The sequence below is a fragment of the Polaribacter sp. KT 15 genome (genome assembly GCF_900143115.1).
In the GTDB taxonomy this organism is placed as follows: domain Bacteria; phylum Bacteroidota; class Bacteroidia; order Flavobacteriales; family Flavobacteriaceae; genus Polaribacter; species Polaribacter marinaquae.
This window is the reverse complement of the sequence record NZ_LT670850.1, coordinates 442,426-459,488: the sequence shown is the minus strand read 5'-3', so window position 1 is coordinate 459,488 and position 17,063 is coordinate 442,426. Positions and strand designations below refer to the sequence as shown.

Sequence of the window (17,063 nt, the reverse complement as noted above, 5' to 3'; positions counted from 1 at the left end):
TAGATTGTTTTATATTTGAAGACACTCATTTTTTTATAATTGATGAAATATCAAAACAACTTAGCATTTGCAAAAGAGCAAGATAAAGAAGATTCACTTTCTTATTTACGCAATCGATTTCTTATACCTAAAGATAAAAATGGTAACAATTGGTTGTACTTTACAGGTAATTCTTTAGGTTTACAGCCAAAATCTACCAAAGATTATATAAATCAAGAATTAGAGGATTGGGCAAATTTAGGCGTAGAAGGACATTTTGAAGCTAAAAATCCGTGGTTAAATTATCACGAATATTTAACCGATAAAATGGCGAAAATTGTAGGCGCAAAACCTTTAGAAGTTGTTGTAATGAACACACTTACAACCAATTTACATTTGCTAATGGTTTCTTTTTATAGACCAACAAAAACAAAGTATAAAATTGTTATCGAAAGTGATGCTTTTCCTTCGGATAGATATGCTGTACAATCTCAATTAGAATTTCACGGTTTTTCTAAAGAAGATGTTATAGAATGGAAACCAAGAAAAGGCGAAGAACTTTTAAATATCGAAGATTTAGAAACAATTGTAGTAGAGCAAGGAGATGAAATTGCGTTGTTATTAATTGGAGGTGTAAATTATTATACTGGTCAGTTTTTAGACTTAAAGAGAATTGCAGAAATTGGGCATGCAAAAAATTGTATTGTTGGAATTGATTTAGCACATGGAGCAGGAAATATTTCTCCGGATTTACATAACTCTGGAGTAGATTTTGCAGCCTGGTGTACCTACAAATACTTAAACTCTGGACCGGGAAGTTTAGCAGGTTTGTTTGTACATGAAAAACATGCAAAAAATAAAGACTTACCACGTTTTGCAGGTTGGTGGAATCACAATAAACAAACTCGTTTTAATATGCGACAACCATTTGATGTGATGGAAGGTGCAGAAGGTTGGCAATTATCGAATCCGCCAATATTATCTATGGCTGCAATAAAAGCATCTTTAGATATGTTTGATGAGGTTGGTATGGATGCTTTACGAGAAAAATCAGAAAAATTAACAGGTTATTTCGAGTTTTTAATCAATGAAATTAATTCTGATGATATTAAAATAATTACGCCCTCAAACCCTAAAGAAAGAGGTTGCCAATTATCTATTCAGGTTAAAAATGCCGATAAAAGTTTGCATAAAAAACTAACCGAAAACAATATTATTACAGATTGGAGAGAACCAGATGTTATACGTTGTGCTCCAACACCAATGTATAATTCTTTTGAAGATGTTTACAGAATGGTTGAACTCCTATCCTTAATCCTTTCCAAAGGGAAGGAAACTCATACCGAAAATAATATTTAATAAATGGGTCTTTTTTACAAGTATATTAAAGGAGAAGAAATAATTGTTAAGATAAAAACAAAACGTGATATTGGTTTTTGGAAATATCAATTGTTCGGTATTTTAAGTTTATTTATGAAAGACGAAAACGATTATTTGATAATTACAGACAAAAGAATTCTATTTTTTGTCAAAGACAAAGTAAAAGCAAATCATATCTATCAAGATTTTTCTAAAATAAAGATAAATACAAAAAGTGATTTGTTAAGTTTTCAAAATGAAAATAAAGAATTGCAAGAGATTTCATTATCTGAATTTCAATTGGAATATGAAGATTATCAATATTTAAAACATAAACTTAATTAAGGTAAAAGTATCTTATGAATAATGAATATATTTTAATAATCGGAGCTGGACTTTGTGGCTCATTACTTGCTTTAAGACTCGCCCAAAGAGGTTACAAAGTAGAAGTTTACGAAAGCAGATCAGATTTAAGAACTGTTGATATTTCTGCCGGGAGAAGTATAAATTTAGCATTATCAGACAGAGGTTTAAAAGCATTGCGCTTATGCGGTATGGAAGAGAAAGCGCGCGAAATTTGTATACCAATGTATGGTAGATTAATGCATGATCGAGAAGGTAATACTTTTTCTTCTAATTACTCTGGAAGAGAAAATGAATACATAAATTCTATTTCTAGAGGAGATTTAAATGCAATTTTATTGGATGAAGCAGAAAAACATGAAAATGTAACCATTCATTTTAATAAAAAATGTAAAAATGTAGACATAGAAAACAAAATTGCACATTTTAAAGATTACAAAACCAAAGAAGAATTTTCTATTGAAGCAGCAGTTATTTTTGGTGCAGATGGTGCAGGTTCTTCTCTAAGAAAAAGCTACATATCAGAACGTAAATTTTTGTTTAGTTATTCTCAGAATTATCTAAATCACGGTTATAAAGAATTAGAAATTCCTGCAGATTCATCAGGAAAACACCAAATTAGTAAAGAGCATTTACATATTTGGCCTCGTGGCGATTTTATGTTAATTGCACTGCCAAATATGGACGGAAGCTTTACTGTAACTTTGTTTTTAAGTTATGATGAAGGAGAATATAATTTTGAAAATTTAACATCCGAAGAAAAAATTACAACGTTTTTTGAAAAGGAATTTCCAGATGCTTTGGCATTAATTCCTAATATAAAAGAAGAATTTGTAAACAATCCAACGGGTCCTTTAGGAACCATAAAATGCTCTCCTTGGTCTTATCAAAATAAAACGCTTTTAATTGGCGATTCTTCGCATGCAATTGTACCGTTTTACGGACAAGGAATGAATGCTTCTTTTGAAGATGTTTTTGTGTTAGATGAAATTTTAAATCAAGATTTAAAAGATTGGAAATCGATTTTTAAAACATATCAAAAGACTCGAAAGAAAGATACAGATGCTATTGCAGATTTGGCGATAGATAATTTTCATGAAATGAAAGACCATGTTGCAAATCCGCTTTTTAAAGAAAAAAGAAAAATTGAAATGGATTTAGAAAAAACTTTTCCAAAACAATATTCATCTAAATATTCTTTAGTTACTTTTAATGAAAACATAGGGTATTATGAGGCTTTAAAACGAGGTAGAGCGCAAGATAAAGCTTTGTTAAATTTAATTGCTGATGAAACTATTCACACGCATTTAGACATGACTAAGCAAGAGCTAGGAGTTATTTTAGATAAAGTAATTAAAGAAACAAATGAGATTTTAGAAGAGGATAAAATAGCAGGTTTATAAATGAAAAAATATATCGTTTTATTACGCGGAATTAATGTGTCTGGAAAAAATAAAATTCCGATGATAACATTACGAGAATTATTAAACGATTTAGAATTTCAAAATGTACAAACATATATTCAAAGCGGTAATATAATTCTAACTTCAGAACAGTCGAAACTAGAAGTTTCTAAACGTATAAAAAAAGGAATTTTACAAAAGTTCGATTTAGATATTCATGTAATTGTAAAAACTGTTTTAGAGTTAAATGAAATTGTAAAAAACTATCCTTTTTCTCTTGAAAATGAAAAAATTGTAGCATTCACATTTTTAGATAAAATTTCTGATAAAGAAACCATTGAGGTTGAAAATATTGGTGAAGATTTATATAAAATAGTAAAAGATGTAGTCTATTTAAATTGTAAATCCGGTTTCGGAAAAACGAAACTTACCAATAATGTTCTAGAGAAAAAATTAAATGTAAATGCTACCACAAGAAATTTAAAAACTACATTAAAATTAGCAGAATTAGCAAAGTAATATGTCAGAAAAAAAAGTAACACCAAGAGGCGCTTATCCGCATGTAAAAGTTGTTGGAGATTTCATTTTTGTATCGGGTACAAGCTCTAGAAGACCAGATAATACAATTGCCGGAGTAGATATTATTGATGAAATGGGAACCAAGTTTTTAAATGCAGAAACGCAAACCAGAGAAGTTTTAAAAAACATAGATAAAAATTTACAAACTGTTGGGGCAAGTATAAAAGATGTAGTAGATGTTTCTTCTTTTTTGGTAAATATGAACGATTTTGCAGGTTACAATAAAGCGTACGCAGAGTTTTTTGACAAAGAAACTGGCCCTACAAGAACTACAGTAGCTGTGCATCAATTACCGCATCCAGATTTGGTTGTAGAAATTAAGGTTACGGCTTACAAAAAACAAGCTTAATCAAATGAAAATACAAAACTACATCAACGGAGAGTTTGCAAACCCAGTTTTAGACAATTGGTTAGATAATTACAATCCTTCTAAAGGAGAAGTGTATGGGCAAATTCCTAATTCAACAATAGAAGATGTAGAAAAGGCCTATTTAGCTGCAGAAAATGCTTTTGCAAGCTGGTCTCAAACAACTTTAGCTACAAGAAGTAAAATCTTATCTAAAATTGCAGATTTAATTAGAACTAAAGTTACTTTTTTAGCAGAAGCAGAATCTAAAGACAATGGTAAGCCAATAAGTTTGGCAAAAGCTATAGATATACCAAGAGCAGCTGCTAATTTTCAGTTTTATGCGAATGCAATTACACAATTTTCATCAGAAGCACATGAAAGCGTTGGTTTAAATGCTATAAACTTTACTTTACGTGAACCAATTGGTGTGGTTGGTTGTATTTCTCCGTGGAATTTACCGTTATATTTATTTACTTGGAAAATTGCACCCGCAATTGCAGCAGGAAATTGTGTTGTAGCTAAACCAAGTGAAATTACGCCTTTAACAAGTTATCTTTTAGGAGAAATTTGTACAGAAGCTGGTTTACCTAAAGGAGTTTTAAATATTGTTCATGGTTTGGGTACAAGTGCGGGACAAGCAATTGTTGCACATCCTAAAATTAAAGCTATTTCTTTTACTGGCGGTACAAAAACAGGAGCTCATATTGCAAAAGTTGCAGCACCAATGTTTAAGAAATTCTCTTTAGAATTAGGAGGCAAGAATCCGAATATCATTTTTGCAGATTGCGATTACGAAAAAATGTTAACAACCACAGTTCGTTCTTCTTTTGCAAATCAAGGACAAATTTGTTTATGCGGAAGTAGAATTTTTGTTGAAGAAAGTATTTTTGAAAAATTTAAAAGAGATTTTATCAAAAAAGTATCAGAATTAAAAGTAGGAAATCCGTCTGAAAGCGATACAAATATTGGAGCTTTGGTTTCTAAAGAACATTTAGAAAAGGTGAAAAGCTATATTGATATTGCAGAGGATGAAGGTGGTGAAATTTTGTTTGGAGGAAATAAATTAACTGTAAAAGACAGTGAAAATGGATACTTTTTAGAGCCTACAATTATAGAAGTTAGTAGCAATAAATGTAAATTGAATCAAGAAGAAATTTTTGGTCCAGTGGTAACTTTAATGTCTTTTAAATCTGATAAAGAAGCTTTAGAATTAGCAAATGATACAAAATATGGATTGTCTGCAACTGTTTGGACAAATAACTTAAATAGAACAATGCAGTTTTCTAAACAATTAAAAACAGGAATTGTCTGGGTAAATACTTGGATGATGCGAGATCTAAGAACACCTTTCGGTGGACAAAAAGCAAGCGGGATAGGAAGAGAAGGTGGTTTTGAAGCTTTGCGTTTCTTTACCGAACCTAAAAATATATGCTTACAATATGAATAAAGTGATAAGAGCAAAAATCATTGAGGTTTGTGATGATAAAATCGCTAAAAAAGGAGAAAATGTTGGTTTGTCTTTTTATGCTTTTTTCAAAAACAAAAATGATAATCCGAAGTTGTTAATGCAAGTTGCCACTTGGTGGATTGAAACACATCAGCTAGATCATTTTGAAAAAGCAGCTAAGATTAAACAAATGATGATTGATAACAAATAATAAAATTGAATTAAAAGAATATATTAATTTGATTTTTTAAAGCTATAAGAATGAATTTAAATTTAAAAAATAAAAACGCATTAGTTTGCGGCAGTACACAAGGTATCGGTAAAGCAACCGCAATTCTTTTAGCAGAAGAAGGTGCAAATGTTACACTTATTGCTAGAAACGAAACTAAATTGAAAGAAGTTTTATCCGTTTTACCAAGCAACAATCAGCAACATAATTATTTGGTGGCAGATTTTTCGAAACCGAATCAATTAAAAGAGGTTTTAGAAGGTACTAGTTTAAATTTTCATGTTTTAATCAATAATACTGGTGGTCCTGCTGGCGGACCAATTTTTAACGCTAAAATAGAAGAATTCGAAAATGCTTTTACGCAACATTTAAAATGCAATCATATTTTGGTTCAGAGTCTTGTTCCGTTTATGAAAGAAGAATGTTTTGGTAGAATTGTAAATGTAATTTCTACTTCGGTAAAACAACCTTTAGATGGTTTAGGAGTTTCAAACACTATTAGAGGTGCAGTTGCAAGTTGGTCTAAAACAATGGCAAATGAACTCGGTCAGTTTGGTATAACAGTAAACAATGTGTTGCCAGGAGCAACAAACACAGAGCGTTTAAATGAAATTATTAAAAATAAAGCAAATAAATTAGGCTTAACATTAGATGAGGTTGCAACAAACATGAAAAATTCTTCTCCTGCAAAACGCTTTGCAAAACCAGAAGAAATTGCTGCGGCTATAGTTTTTCTTACCAGTGAAAACGCAAGTTTTATTAACGGAATTAATGTACCTGTTGATGGTGGTAGAACAAAAAGTTTATAGTTCGATTCACATAAAATTAAAAACACTAACTTTAAAGAATGATTAACCAAACTTTAAAATATTATGAATCGTAGAAAATTTCTAGTTTCATCTGCAATTACTGCGGGTGCTTTATCAATTACACCAACTGCTACATTAGCAAGTAACAACTATAAAACCTATGCAGGTTTAAAAAGTTTTGCTGGTTTTAGCAACAACTTGGCATTATCTAGCTTACCTAGTAGCTTTCTAAAAACATGTAGTAATTTAATTACAGATTTAAAAAGTGAAGGTTATAGTGTTTCTAATCATGCGATTAAACTAAATAGTAATTGTTATGCTATTTCTATTCAAAAGAGTTCTTTATTAGGATTTAAGTCTAATGAATTGGCTTTATTAATTAATGAAAAAGGGTATAGCAATTATTATATTTTAGAAGAAGAATTAGCAACAGAGTTTACTAGTTTAATAGAAAATTATAAGTACAATATGAATGCCTTAAACTTTAATTATAGTTTATCTGATTTTGCTTTTCCTGTAGAGGTTTTAGAAAGTAAAAAAGGTCTTATTAGTATTTTTTCTTTTAAAAATAAGTTGAATAATACAATCACTTTAAAAAGAGTTAAAAAACAATCAAAAGCTATTGTTTGTTAAAATAATAATTAATGTATGAGTAATTTAGTACAACCTATAAATTTTAAAAAATGGATTGATGAACATCGTCATTTATTAAAACCACCTGTTGGTAATAAACAGGTTTGGGATAATGGCGAGTATATTGTAATGGTTGTTGGTGGGCCAAATAATAGAAAAGATTATCATTACAATGAAACTCCAGAGTTTTTCTATCAATTAGAAGGAGATATGATTTTAAAAATTATAGATTCTGATGGAAAACAAATTGATGTTGAAATTAATGAAGGTGATATTTATTTATTACCAGGTAAAGTACCACATTCACCACAAAGAAAAGAAAATACAGTTGGTTTGGTGATCGAATACCCAAGATCTGAAGATATGTTAGATGCTTTAGAATGGTATTGCGAAAATTGCGGAAACCAATTGTATAGAGAAGAATTTCCTTTAGATAACATCGAAACTGATATGCCAATAATTTTCGATAAATACTATTCTGATAAAGAAAAATGTACTTGTAGTAATTGTGGTATTGTAATGTCTGCACCAAATAAAATATAGTAAATGAAACGCAAATTACGTATTAACGGTCATTCTCATTTATTACCTTATCCAGAAGAAATTCCTGAATTTATGAAAGAAAAGGAAATTTTTTGGGTAGATGATGAGCGTAAACACATGTTACAAAAAGGTTGGCGACGACCTGTAACAGATTCTAGTTTTTTCTTAGATGAAAAATTACTTTGGATGGAGAAAAATAAGATAGACCATGCGGTTGTTCTAAATCTTTCTCAATTGTATGGTAATGGTTTACGTTTAGAAGAAATGAAAAAAGCATTGCGTTTTCAAAATGACTTTAACGCAAAAGTGCAAAGAGAACATCCTTCTAAATTTACTTGCGGATTTGTTGTGCATCCGGGGTTTATTTATGGTGCGTTAGATGAAATGAAACGTTGTGTAGAAGAATTAGATTTAAAAGTTTTGTGTTTACCAACACATTTTATGGATTCTATTGGGCAATGGCGTTGTGTTTTTGATGAAGAAAATGATCGAATTTTTGAACTAGCAGATAAATACAAGTTGGCAATCGAAATTCATCCATATGATGGTGATAAGATGATTAAATTAGAAAATACCAATTGGCGTTTTCATTTAATTTGGATGTTAGCACAATGTGGTGATGCTTATCATTTTTATACGTTAAATGGTATGCAAGAGCGTTTTAAAAATATTAGAACTTGTTTTGCGCATGGTGGGCAATTAGCGCAAATGAATTTGGGAAGAAGAATTCAAGGTTTCGACGGAAGGCCCGATTTGTTTGAGGGTAAAACGCATCCTAGAAAAGCTGTAGGACATAAAAACATATTTTTTGATACACTTGTACACGATACCGATTCTTTAAAACTAATGTTTAAAAGACAAGGAACAAATCAAGTTTTAATGGGCTTAGATGATCCTTATCCTTTAGGCGAAATGGAAAGTGATAAACAATCTTCTTATCCTGGTAAAATATTAGATTTAGCTATAGATCAAAAAATAATTTCTGAAAGTGAAAAAGAAGAAATTTGGGAAGACAATGTTTTACAATGGCTTTTTGGTGAAGATGAGAAAGCCAAACAAGACTTAATAAATAAAATTATAGGATAATGTCTAAATGGCTACTTAGAAAAGCTTCTGGCTCTAGAGCTAAATTTAAAGAAACCGGAGACTTTTCGAGTAGAAGAGGAGGTAAGTTTTCAAATTTTGAAGATTTACCTACTAAAGAATCTATGCAAGGTAAAAATTCTAAAAAAACATATTTAGATACAACTTTTGTAAATAGATGGTTACAATCTAAAATAGATCAAGATTTTGATGAGGTGTATTCCGAATTTCTAACTCGTATTCAACCAAAATATTTAGATGCTTATAGAAATTGTATTTATGAGTATTTAGAGCCAAGAAAGTCTGTAGTTATTGATGGGAAAACTATTTTTGGTACTTTTCATGATGCAAAAATAAAATTACCAAATGGTAAAAAGAAATTGTATGTAGACCCAGAATCTAATAAAATTAAAAAGGCATAAAAAAAACTTGAGAATATTCTCAAGTTTTTTTTATGATTAGTTTTAGATGTTGTTATTCGCATTGTTTTAAAACTTCTTCAGCTCTATCTTGCATAAACTTCGGATAAAATTCAATTTCAATTTTTTCTTTTTTACCAAGTTCAATTGCACGCTTAATTTCAGAACAATATGGTTTTGTAGATTGCCCAAAATATTTTGCAGTTCCCATATTCCACTCTGCATTTCCTAAAATAACTCTTGGGTTGTTTGGTGCAATTTCTAATGCTTTTGCATATAATTGATTTGTTTTGCCAGACAAGGTCATTCCGTATTTTTGACCATCAAAAGCAATATATCCTAAATTTAAAAGTGCTTGCGTAATTAATATTTCTGGGTTATTTTCTGAGTTAGCTTTTGCAATGTCTAAAAATTCTTGAGCCTTTGTTAATTTTGCTTTTAAAGCTGTTTCGTCTTTTAAACCAAAACTGCTTAATATCTCTACGTTTGCGGTGTAATATGCTGGCAACCATTTTGTAGGTTCTGCTTTAGAAATTCTTTCAAATAATTGAGAACTCTCTGTCATTTTGCCTTGTTTCCAAAGCGAGAAAGCTTTTTGCATTCCTTTTTGATATTTTGTTTGCGCAGCAATTCCTGTCGCAATGAAAATTGCGATAATTAAAATAGATTTTTTCATTTTAAAAAGTTTTTGTGGTTTGGTTAATTTTATATTTCTATGTGTATTGTTTTATCTTCAGAAAGTATAAACTTTGCATCGCTGTATTTTGGTGGTCCCATAAATCCAGTAGCGTTATTAGAGCAACCGTAATCCTCTTTTGGTATTCCAAAGAAATTGGTGTCCATTTTTTTATTATTATTTTCATCATGCACAAAAGAAACGGCATATTCTCCTTTTGGTAAGTCTTTAAAAATAACTACAGATTTTTTATTTTTTATTTTAGCAAGACTTCCTTTAAATTGTTTTTTTAGAAAAAGTTCTTCCTTATTGTAAACTCCTACCATTAAAGTTCCTTTATCAGAATTTAAACCAGAAATATTAATAGTTAAATTTACTGTAGATTCTTGTGCTTTTGTAGTTGATAAACCTGTAAAAATAAGTGCGATTATTAGAAGAATGTTTTTCATAATATTTTTTTAATTTGTTTAACACTGTAAATATCGAATGTTTTTTCAAAATTAAAACAACAAACATACCGAATTGTTGTTTTTTATAACCGAATTGTAATTTTTATAAGTTATCTAACTGATTTGTGTTTTTGTTATTACTAATTGTCCAGAAGAAACCAATAAAAAAGAAACGGTCTGCATTTGGTATAATTGCTTGTCTGTTAAAGTTTCCGTTTGGTTCTGGCGTGTTTTTGTAATTATAACCAAATACATTTTGAGTACCCAAAACATTATTTACAGAAAAGTAAAGTATCTTTTGTTGATCTATTAAATACGCCCAATTTACACTTAAAGAGTTGTAGTTTTTTGTTTTATTATTAAAAAAACCAACTTTGTTAGGGTTTGTATAGTTTCTGCCAGATGCAAAGTTGTACGTAAAACCAAGTTGACTTTTCCAACTTTCGACCCAATGCTTTGCTACTAAAGACAGATTATGTTTAGATGCAAAACTTGGTGTTGCCGCTGTTGGGTAATTTCTATAATCTCTTTCTGTGTCTAAATAAGAATATGAAACCCAATAATCTGTATTTTTAATTTTTCTGTTCTGTCGCCAGAATATGTCGAAACCTTTTGCATAACCATTGCCATTATTGTTATAATTACTAGAAAATGCAGGTGTATTTCCATCAAATTTAACAAGATTATCGTAGTTTTTTAGATATGCTTCAATTCTAAAGATTTGACCTTGTTTGGTTGCTTGATAGTTGGCAATTACATGCGATGTATTTTCTGCTTTAAAATTTTGGTTGAATTTTAAATAGTCATTTTTCGGATTTTGGTAAAACTGTCCGTAGGCTAAAGAAACTTGAGAGTTTTTACTAATTTTATGCGCAATAGAAATTCTAGGAGAAACGGTAAATTCATTTAGAAGTTCAGAGTTCTCAAATCTTAAACCTACTTTTGCAGCTAAACTTTTAGAAAAGAAAATATCTGTTTCTATAAACGATGCAAAAATATTATTGTCAAAATCAAATTCATAAAAATCGTTTGTGCTAGAAATGTAATCTTCATTAAAATTTGTAATAAAATATTCAGCACCAAAGCTTAGTTTAAATCTATTAGAAAACCTTTTTCTCAATTTAACCTTTACATGCATTGAGTTTTCGTTGTCTAAAACTGTGTCATCAAAAATGTTTATATCAGAATAATCGTTTGTAAAACTTAAACCAGTTTCTAACCTCCAATTGTTTGCAAATTTATTTTTGTAAGACGCATTAAAATATAAGTTTCGATTTTTTAAACCAAACTGAAATCCGTTTTCGAAGTTAATATCCTCTTGAATTAAATCAAAAGAAGTATAACTAAAAGCACCATATAATTTCAGTAAAGATTCATTTTTAAATTTGTGTCTATACACCATTTCTCCGCTTAAAGATTGTACAGGTTTGGTCCAAGTATTTCTATCTGGAAAAGCTGCTTGATAAGGGGCTAGATTAATATATGAAGCATTTATACTGAAAGAATTTTTACCCCAAATTTGAGTGTTTCCAACACCTAAACCCAATGTCATAAAAGAGATGTCTGTTTTTTCTTCCAAAGGTTCATCAATAGTATTTAATTGTAAAACACTTGACAACGCTTGTCCGTATTCGGCAGAATAACCTCCAGTAGAAAAAGAAATTCCTTTAAATAAAAACGGAGAAAATCTACCTCTGGTTGGTATATTTCTGGCTGCCGGTGCATATGGCGTAAATACTCGCATTCCGTCGATAAAAATCTGAGTTTCTTCTGCTTCTCCACCACGCACAAACAATCTACCATCTTCATCTACAGTAGATGTGCCTGGTAAGGTTTGTAGAGCGCCCATAACATCGCCTAAAGCACTTGCAGTAGTTACAATATCTAAAGGTTTTAAGACGGTTACTTTTGCTTTTTCGCCAGCTTCAAAAGTTCCAGCGTTAATAGTAACTGCATCTAAAGAATTTACATCTTCTCTTAGTTTTACTTTTAAATCTTTTAATGAAGTAACAATGGCAGTTTTAATAAATGTTTCAAAAGAAATATAAGAAATAACAATTGTTTGATTTCCTTTTTCTGATGTAGAGAAAGAAAACTCTCCTTTTTCGTTTGTCGAAGATCCGTCATAAGTTCCATCTAAATACACGTTAGCACCTTCTATAGGGAAATTTTTAGAATCTGTGACTTTACCAGAAATTGTTGTTTGGGCAAATAATGATATTTGACTTACTGTAAGTAGAAAAAATAAAATACGTTTCATCGGTTTGGGTTTTTTGATATTACAAAGATGAAACGACATCGGTTATAAAAATAAAATGAAATACCGAGTTGTAATTTTTAAAAGACGAATTGTAAAATTATTTGATAGGAATACATAAATCTACAATAAACTTGTTCTCTGGATGCTCTGCAGCATTATTATAATAGATTTCAAAAGGATCTACATTCGATTTTTCGTAACCGTTTTTTACCATAAAAGCAAATGAAGCTTCCCAAGCTTGCTGAAATTGATGTGGCGTAATTTCTAACCTAGAAACAATACATTTTGTTGGACTTAAAATTTTAAGGTCAATTTCTCCATCCAAATCAATCGGATCATTTAAAACCATGCACGCGCTCATTCTAAGGTTATTTGGGTCTGTAATTTTAGGACTATCATGATAAATTGTTACCATTCTAGTTTTTTCATTTATCAATCCTTTTGGCGTTGCCCATTTTACCAATTTATTATAAACACTGCCAATGGCTTCCATTTTACCTTTATAAGAAATGTATGCTAAATCTAATCTTGGTGTTTTTTTTATTTCTGGTGATGTTTTCATCTTTAACCAATTTATAGTTTTGTTTAGATTGCAAATATATTGTTCAAATGTTACAGTAACTTTACCAATCTTGCTTTCTATTTTAGATATTTTAATAAACTTTTGTAAAGTTTCGGTTTTAAATTTGTTCGGTGAAATTCCGTAGAAATTTTTAAAAGATTTAGAGAAGGAAGATAAACTCTCAAAACCAACTATTGTGGCAATATCGGTAATGCTTTTTTCTCTTTGATGAATTAAAATTGAAGCTGCTTTTTCAATTCGACATCTAATTATAAAATTTTGTAAAGTCTCACCAACCACAATCTTAAATAACCTATGAAAATGAAAAGGAGAAGAAAATACTTCTTTAGAAATAATATCTAAAGACAGTTTTTCTGATAAATTATTTTCTATAAATACAATTGCTTTATTTAATCGAGCAATATTATGGTTAGCTATTTTTGCTGAATTCATGTTGTATTTTTTGAAGAATATAAAAAGTAATTCCGCTGGTAAAATAAAGAATAATATCTATAAAATCTTTGGTATATCTTGCTAAATATTTAGGAAAAACAAACTCGAACAATACACTATATAGTGTACATAAATATAAAATTATTGCTAAACTTAAAGTGAAATTTTTATCATTCCTAGACCATTTTAGCACAACCAAACAACTGTATAAAACAATTGGTATTATTAAAAAATCATTTAAATAATATCGAATAATTTTTGGTAATGGTACAGAAAAATATTGTAAAAAATAAACAGTTGTACCTGTAGTTAAAGAGAAGATAAAATAATAAAATAATAGTTTTTTCATGTTAACCAGCAGCAACCATTGCTATTAACCAAGCCAAACCAGCGCCAATTAAACTAACAATTGTAATTACAGAATATAAAATCCAACCGAATATTCTATAAAAAATATTTGAATGATTTTTAAGCCTTTCTGCTAAATTAGGATTCTCTTTTTCGTAAATTACTTTTTCTATTTCTTGCTGTGCAACTGCTTGTTTTTTTAATTCTCTCTTTTTTTGATGAGAAATTAAGGTGTTACAATTCTTACAGTACTCTCTGTTTGTATTAAATACACCACAATTAGGGCATTTTACGATTCTTTTAGAAGCCATAATTAATCTTTAAAAGAGTAAAAGTTTTTCTTTTTAAAAGGTCTTATTATTAAACGAGTTTCTCTATCGAAACGTATGTAATTATAAACCCAATTTAAAAATACAATAGCTCTGTTTCTAAAACCAATTAAAGAAAAAAGGTGAACAAACATCCAAACGAACCAAGCAAAAATTCCTTGAAATTTCCATTTTGGTAAATCTACAACAGCTTTGTTTCTTCCAATCGTAGCCATCGAACCTTTATCGTTGTAAACAAATGGTTTTAACTCTTTATTAAACAATTTTGCAATGATATTTTTGGCAACTAATTTACCTTGCTGTATTGCAGGTTGCGCCATCATAGGGTGCCCGTACGGATTTTTTTCGTTTGACATACAAGCAACATCTCCAATCGCATAAATATTTGTATGCTTTAAAACCTGATTGTACTCGTTTACCTTAATTCTTGCAGCTCTTTCTATTACGCATTCTGCTTCTAAACCATCAATAGTTTGTCCTTTTACACCAGCTGCCCAAATTACGGTTTCTGCTTTAAAATGATCTTCTCCGTTTGTGGTTACAGTTTTACCATCGTAATCTAATACACGTAAATTTTTCCAAACATTAACGCCTAATTTTATTAAAAAATCTTCTGCTTTTTCAGAAGCTTGTGCGCTCATTCCTTTTAAAATTTCACCAGAACTTTGTATTAAATTTATTTGCATTTGACGAATGTCTAAATCTGGATAATCTTTAGGTAAAATTCCTTTTTTCATTTCTGCCAAAGCACCAGCTAACTCAACACCTGTTGGCCCGCCACCAACAATTACAAAATTCATTAAAGCTTTTCTTTCTTCGTAATTAGAAGTTAAAAGTGCTTCTTCAAAGTTTTCTAAAATTAAACTTCTAATGTTTAAAGATTGAGGTACAGATTTCATTTCCATGGCATATTTTTGGATGTTTGTGTTTCCAAAAAAATTGGTCGTAGAACCTGTTGCAATTATTAATTCGTCGTATTCTAAATTTCCAATAGAGGTTTCTATCGTATTTGTATCAGTATTTATTTTATCTACTTCTGCTAATCTAAAATAGAAATTATCTACATCATTAAATCTTTTTCTTAACGGAAAAGCAATAGAATCTGGCTCTAAACCACCTGTTGCTACTTGATATAGCAAAGGCTGAAAAGTATGATAATTATGCTTGTCTAATAAGACAACTTGCAATTCTTGCTTTTCTAATCCTTTTGCTGCAGCTAAACCTGCAAAACCGCCACCAATAATTACAACTCTTGGAAAACTAGTTTGTGGTATGTTCATATTGATGTTAAAACTTTTAGATTTTATATTGAGAAAGACAAATTTACAGAAAACAGATGATTTCTTATTTGAATCTTATTTTTATTTCTTGCAATGTTTTATCAGAATTTATAAACTCCGAAATAATGTTCTTTCTAATAATTTCAACATCATCATCAAAATATTTAGCCCACTTATCATCTTTAAATAAGTGAGTTATTTGTTTGATTCTTTTTTGAGCTTCAGAAAAAGAAAATAAATAATTGGTTGTGTTTTCTTTTTTAGGGTTGATTTTAGCTGTTTTTTCATCAAAATTAACTTCAATATAAAAGTTTTTTTCTGATGAATTAATAGGGTAAAAGCAGCTCCATTTTGCATAAGCAGTAACCGTATTCTGATTTTTATAATTTTTATCTGCAATTAATTTCCATCTGCAATTGGCAACTCTTCCCCAGTGGTTTGATTTTCTGTAAACTCCTTCACTTGTATAGAAATACATGCTATTAGATTTGCTTACATAGATTGTGTTTTCTGGAAAATCAAAATTATCAATTTGTGTAAATTCACAAAAAGTATGTTTAAAAAAATTTGTTTTGTTATAGGTTTTCAATCGTAATTATTTAATCACTAATTTTCTAGAAGGTTCTCTATAAAAACCGTTTACAATAATTGTATCTTTTTTGAATTCTACATTTGCAAAGGCAGATTCATTTTCTGTATCTACCATACCTTTAAAGGTTAAATAATGCACGTTGTCTTTTAATTCATATGCTCCGGCATGATTATGTCCGTTAAAGAAAAATTTAACATTGGTATAGGGCTTAATTAGTGCTAAGAATTGTTCTCTGTTCCAGATATTATGTTGATCGATTGGATAAATAGGGAAGTGACAATAAAAACCAACTTTCTCATTATTTTTTGTTGCAATATCTAGTTCATTCTTAATCCAACTTAATTGTTTAAAACTTAATGCACCATTCCATTTTTTTACAAAAGGCAGGTTGTTATCCTTTAGTAAATTAAAAATTGAGTCAGTTTGTCTTTTTTTATCCTTAGAAAGAGCGCCAAAAAAACTTAAGTCATTACCATCTAAAACAATAAAACGCCAATCATTTTTTACAATACTGTAATATCTGTTTTTTAAATTTAATTTTTTAATAACTTCTTTTTTCAAGGAATCTTTTACTTCAAAGTCATGATTTCCTAAAACATGATATGTTTCTGATTTTAATTTATGCCAAGTTGGTAAAATACTATCTAAACTCTTAAAATCTTTGTCTATAAAATCTCCTAAATGAATTGTGTAACTTAAAGTGTCTTTATTTAAAGTATGTACTGCTTCTTTTAATCTTGTGGGTGATTTTTTGTAATAACGATCCCATTTTACGTCGCAATGGCAATATTGGCAGTCTGAAATTACACCAATTTTAAAGTTAGTATTTTCTTCTTTTTTACAAGAAACAATACTGATTATTGAAATTAAAAAGAAAACTATTTTTTTCATTAGAATATGTTTTTTACAAATATATCAC

General features: G+C 29.6%; 21 protein-coding genes. 12 read left to right on the top strand and 9 right to left on the bottom strand.

From position 1 onward, the window contains the following. Positions 1-42 precede the first annotated feature (42 nt). The 12 genes from kynU (at position 43) to B5464_RS02155 (ending at position 9,198) form a co-directional block, all read left to right on the top strand. Positions 43-1,338, top strand: coding sequence for a kynureninase (gene kynU / locus B5464_RS02210; RefSeq protein WP_079737018.1), 1,296 nt, complete (start codon positions 43-45; stop codon positions 1,336-1,338). A gap of 3 nt (positions 1,339-1,341) precedes the next feature. Beyond that, entirely contained in the window at positions 1,342-1,683 is a 342-nt protein-coding gene (locus B5464_RS02205; RefSeq protein ID WP_079737017.1) for a hypothetical protein, read from the top strand. 14 nt (positions 1,684-1,697) lie between these two features. Further along, entirely contained in the window at positions 1,698-3,104 is a 1,407-nt protein-coding gene (locus B5464_RS02200; RefSeq protein ID WP_079737016.1) for an NAD(P)/FAD-dependent oxidoreductase, read from the top strand. Continuing rightward, positions 3,105-3,623 carry a DUF1697 domain-containing protein gene (locus B5464_RS02195; protein WP_079737015.1) on the top strand — a complete coding sequence of 173 codons (519 nt, stop codon included), beginning with the start codon at positions 3,105-3,107 and terminating at the stop codon, positions 3,621-3,623. It begins immediately after the preceding gene. A gap of 1 nt (position 3,624) precedes the next feature. Continuing rightward, positions 3,625-4,032 carry a RidA family protein gene (locus tag B5464_RS02190; protein WP_077809788.1) on the top strand — a complete coding sequence of 136 codons (408 nt, stop codon included), beginning with the start codon at positions 3,625-3,627 and terminating at the stop codon, positions 4,030-4,032. A gap of 4 nt (positions 4,033-4,036) precedes the next feature. After that, positions 4,037-5,479 carry an aldehyde dehydrogenase gene (locus tag B5464_RS02185; RefSeq protein WP_079737014.1) on the top strand — a complete coding sequence of 481 codons (1,443 nt, stop codon included), beginning with the start codon at positions 4,037-4,039 and terminating at the stop codon, positions 5,477-5,479. After that, entirely contained in the window at positions 5,472-5,690 is a 219-nt protein-coding gene (locus B5464_RS02180) for a DUF6500 family protein (protein WP_079737013.1), read from the top strand. The genes B5464_RS02185 and B5464_RS02180 overlap by 8 nt, the downstream gene beginning before the upstream one ends. Positions 5,691-5,740: 50 nt before the next feature. Continuing rightward, positions 5,741-6,517: an SDR family oxidoreductase gene (locus tag B5464_RS02175; RefSeq protein WP_079737012.1), complete on the top strand. Its 777-nt coding sequence runs from the start codon at positions 5,741-5,743 to the stop codon at positions 6,515-6,517. Between the two features lie 63 nt (positions 6,518-6,580). Continuing rightward, positions 6,581-7,150 (top strand): hypothetical protein, encoded by a 570-nt coding sequence (locus tag B5464_RS02170; RefSeq protein ID WP_079737011.1) that lies wholly within the window; start codon positions 6,581-6,583, stop codon positions 7,148-7,150. Between the two features lie 15 nt (positions 7,151-7,165). Further along, positions 7,166-7,693 carry a 3-hydroxyanthranilate 3,4-dioxygenase gene (locus tag B5464_RS02165; protein ID WP_079737010.1) on the top strand — a complete coding sequence of 176 codons (528 nt, stop codon included), beginning with the start codon at positions 7,166-7,168 and terminating at the stop codon, positions 7,691-7,693. 3 nt (positions 7,694-7,696) lie between these two features. Continuing rightward, entirely contained in the window at positions 7,697-8,779 is a 1,083-nt protein-coding gene (locus tag B5464_RS02160) for an amidohydrolase family protein (RefSeq protein ID WP_079737009.1), read from the top strand. Beyond that, positions 8,779-9,198 carry a hypothetical protein gene (locus B5464_RS02155; protein ID WP_079737008.1) on the top strand — a complete coding sequence of 140 codons (420 nt, stop codon included), beginning with the start codon at positions 8,779-8,781 and terminating at the stop codon, positions 9,196-9,198. The genes B5464_RS02160 and B5464_RS02155 overlap by 1 nt, the downstream gene beginning before the upstream one ends. 52 nt (positions 9,199-9,250) lie before the next feature. On the opposite strand, the gene B5464_RS02150 is transcribed toward B5464_RS02155, so the two are convergent. From B5464_RS02150 to B5464_RS02110, 9 genes are all read right to left on the bottom strand, one after another. Further along, positions 9,251-9,871 (bottom strand): hypothetical protein, encoded by a 621-nt coding sequence (locus B5464_RS02150; RefSeq protein ID WP_079737007.1) that lies wholly within the window; start codon positions 9,869-9,871, stop codon positions 9,251-9,253. Between the two features lie 29 nt (positions 9,872-9,900). Further along, positions 9,901-10,320, bottom strand: a complete 420-nt coding sequence (locus B5464_RS02145) for a DUF2141 domain-containing protein (RefSeq protein ID WP_077809779.1) — start codon at positions 10,318-10,320, stop codon at positions 9,901-9,903. Between the two features lie 103 nt (positions 10,321-10,423). Continuing rightward, positions 10,424-12,580 carry a TonB-dependent receptor gene (locus B5464_RS02140; RefSeq protein ID WP_079737006.1) on the bottom strand — a complete coding sequence of 719 codons (2,157 nt, stop codon included), beginning with the start codon at positions 12,578-12,580 and terminating at the stop codon, positions 10,424-10,426. 97 nt (positions 12,581-12,677) lie between these two features. Next, the gene (locus B5464_RS02135; protein ID WP_079737005.1) at positions 12,678-13,595 is read right to left on the bottom strand and encodes a GyrI-like domain-containing protein; all 918 of its coding nucleotides are present in this window, start codon (positions 13,593-13,595) and stop codon (positions 12,678-12,680) included. After that, positions 13,573-13,944: a hypothetical protein gene (locus B5464_RS02130; protein ID WP_079737004.1), complete on the bottom strand. Its 372-nt coding sequence runs from the start codon at positions 13,942-13,944 to the stop codon at positions 13,573-13,575. The genes B5464_RS02135 and B5464_RS02130 overlap by 23 nt, the downstream gene beginning before the upstream one ends. Position 13,945: 1 nt before the next feature. Beyond that, positions 13,946-14,254, bottom strand: a complete 309-nt coding sequence (locus B5464_RS02125) for a hypothetical protein (RefSeq protein WP_079737003.1) — start codon at positions 14,252-14,254, stop codon at positions 13,946-13,948. A 2-nt stretch (positions 14,255-14,256) separates the two neighbouring features. Then, positions 14,257-15,552, bottom strand: a complete 1,296-nt coding sequence (locus B5464_RS02120; protein WP_079737002.1) for an NAD(P)/FAD-dependent oxidoreductase — start codon at positions 15,550-15,552, stop codon at positions 14,257-14,259. A gap of 64 nt (positions 15,553-15,616) precedes the next feature. After that, positions 15,617-16,141: a hypothetical protein gene (locus B5464_RS02115; RefSeq protein ID WP_079737001.1), complete on the bottom strand. Its 525-nt coding sequence runs from the start codon at positions 16,139-16,141 to the stop codon at positions 15,617-15,619. 6 nt (positions 16,142-16,147) lie between these two features. Next, on the bottom strand, positions 16,148-17,035 hold the full coding sequence (locus B5464_RS02110) for a metallophosphoesterase (RefSeq protein WP_079737000.1): 888 nt from the start codon (positions 17,033-17,035) through the stop codon (positions 16,148-16,150). Positions 17,036-17,063: the final 28 nt, after the last annotated feature.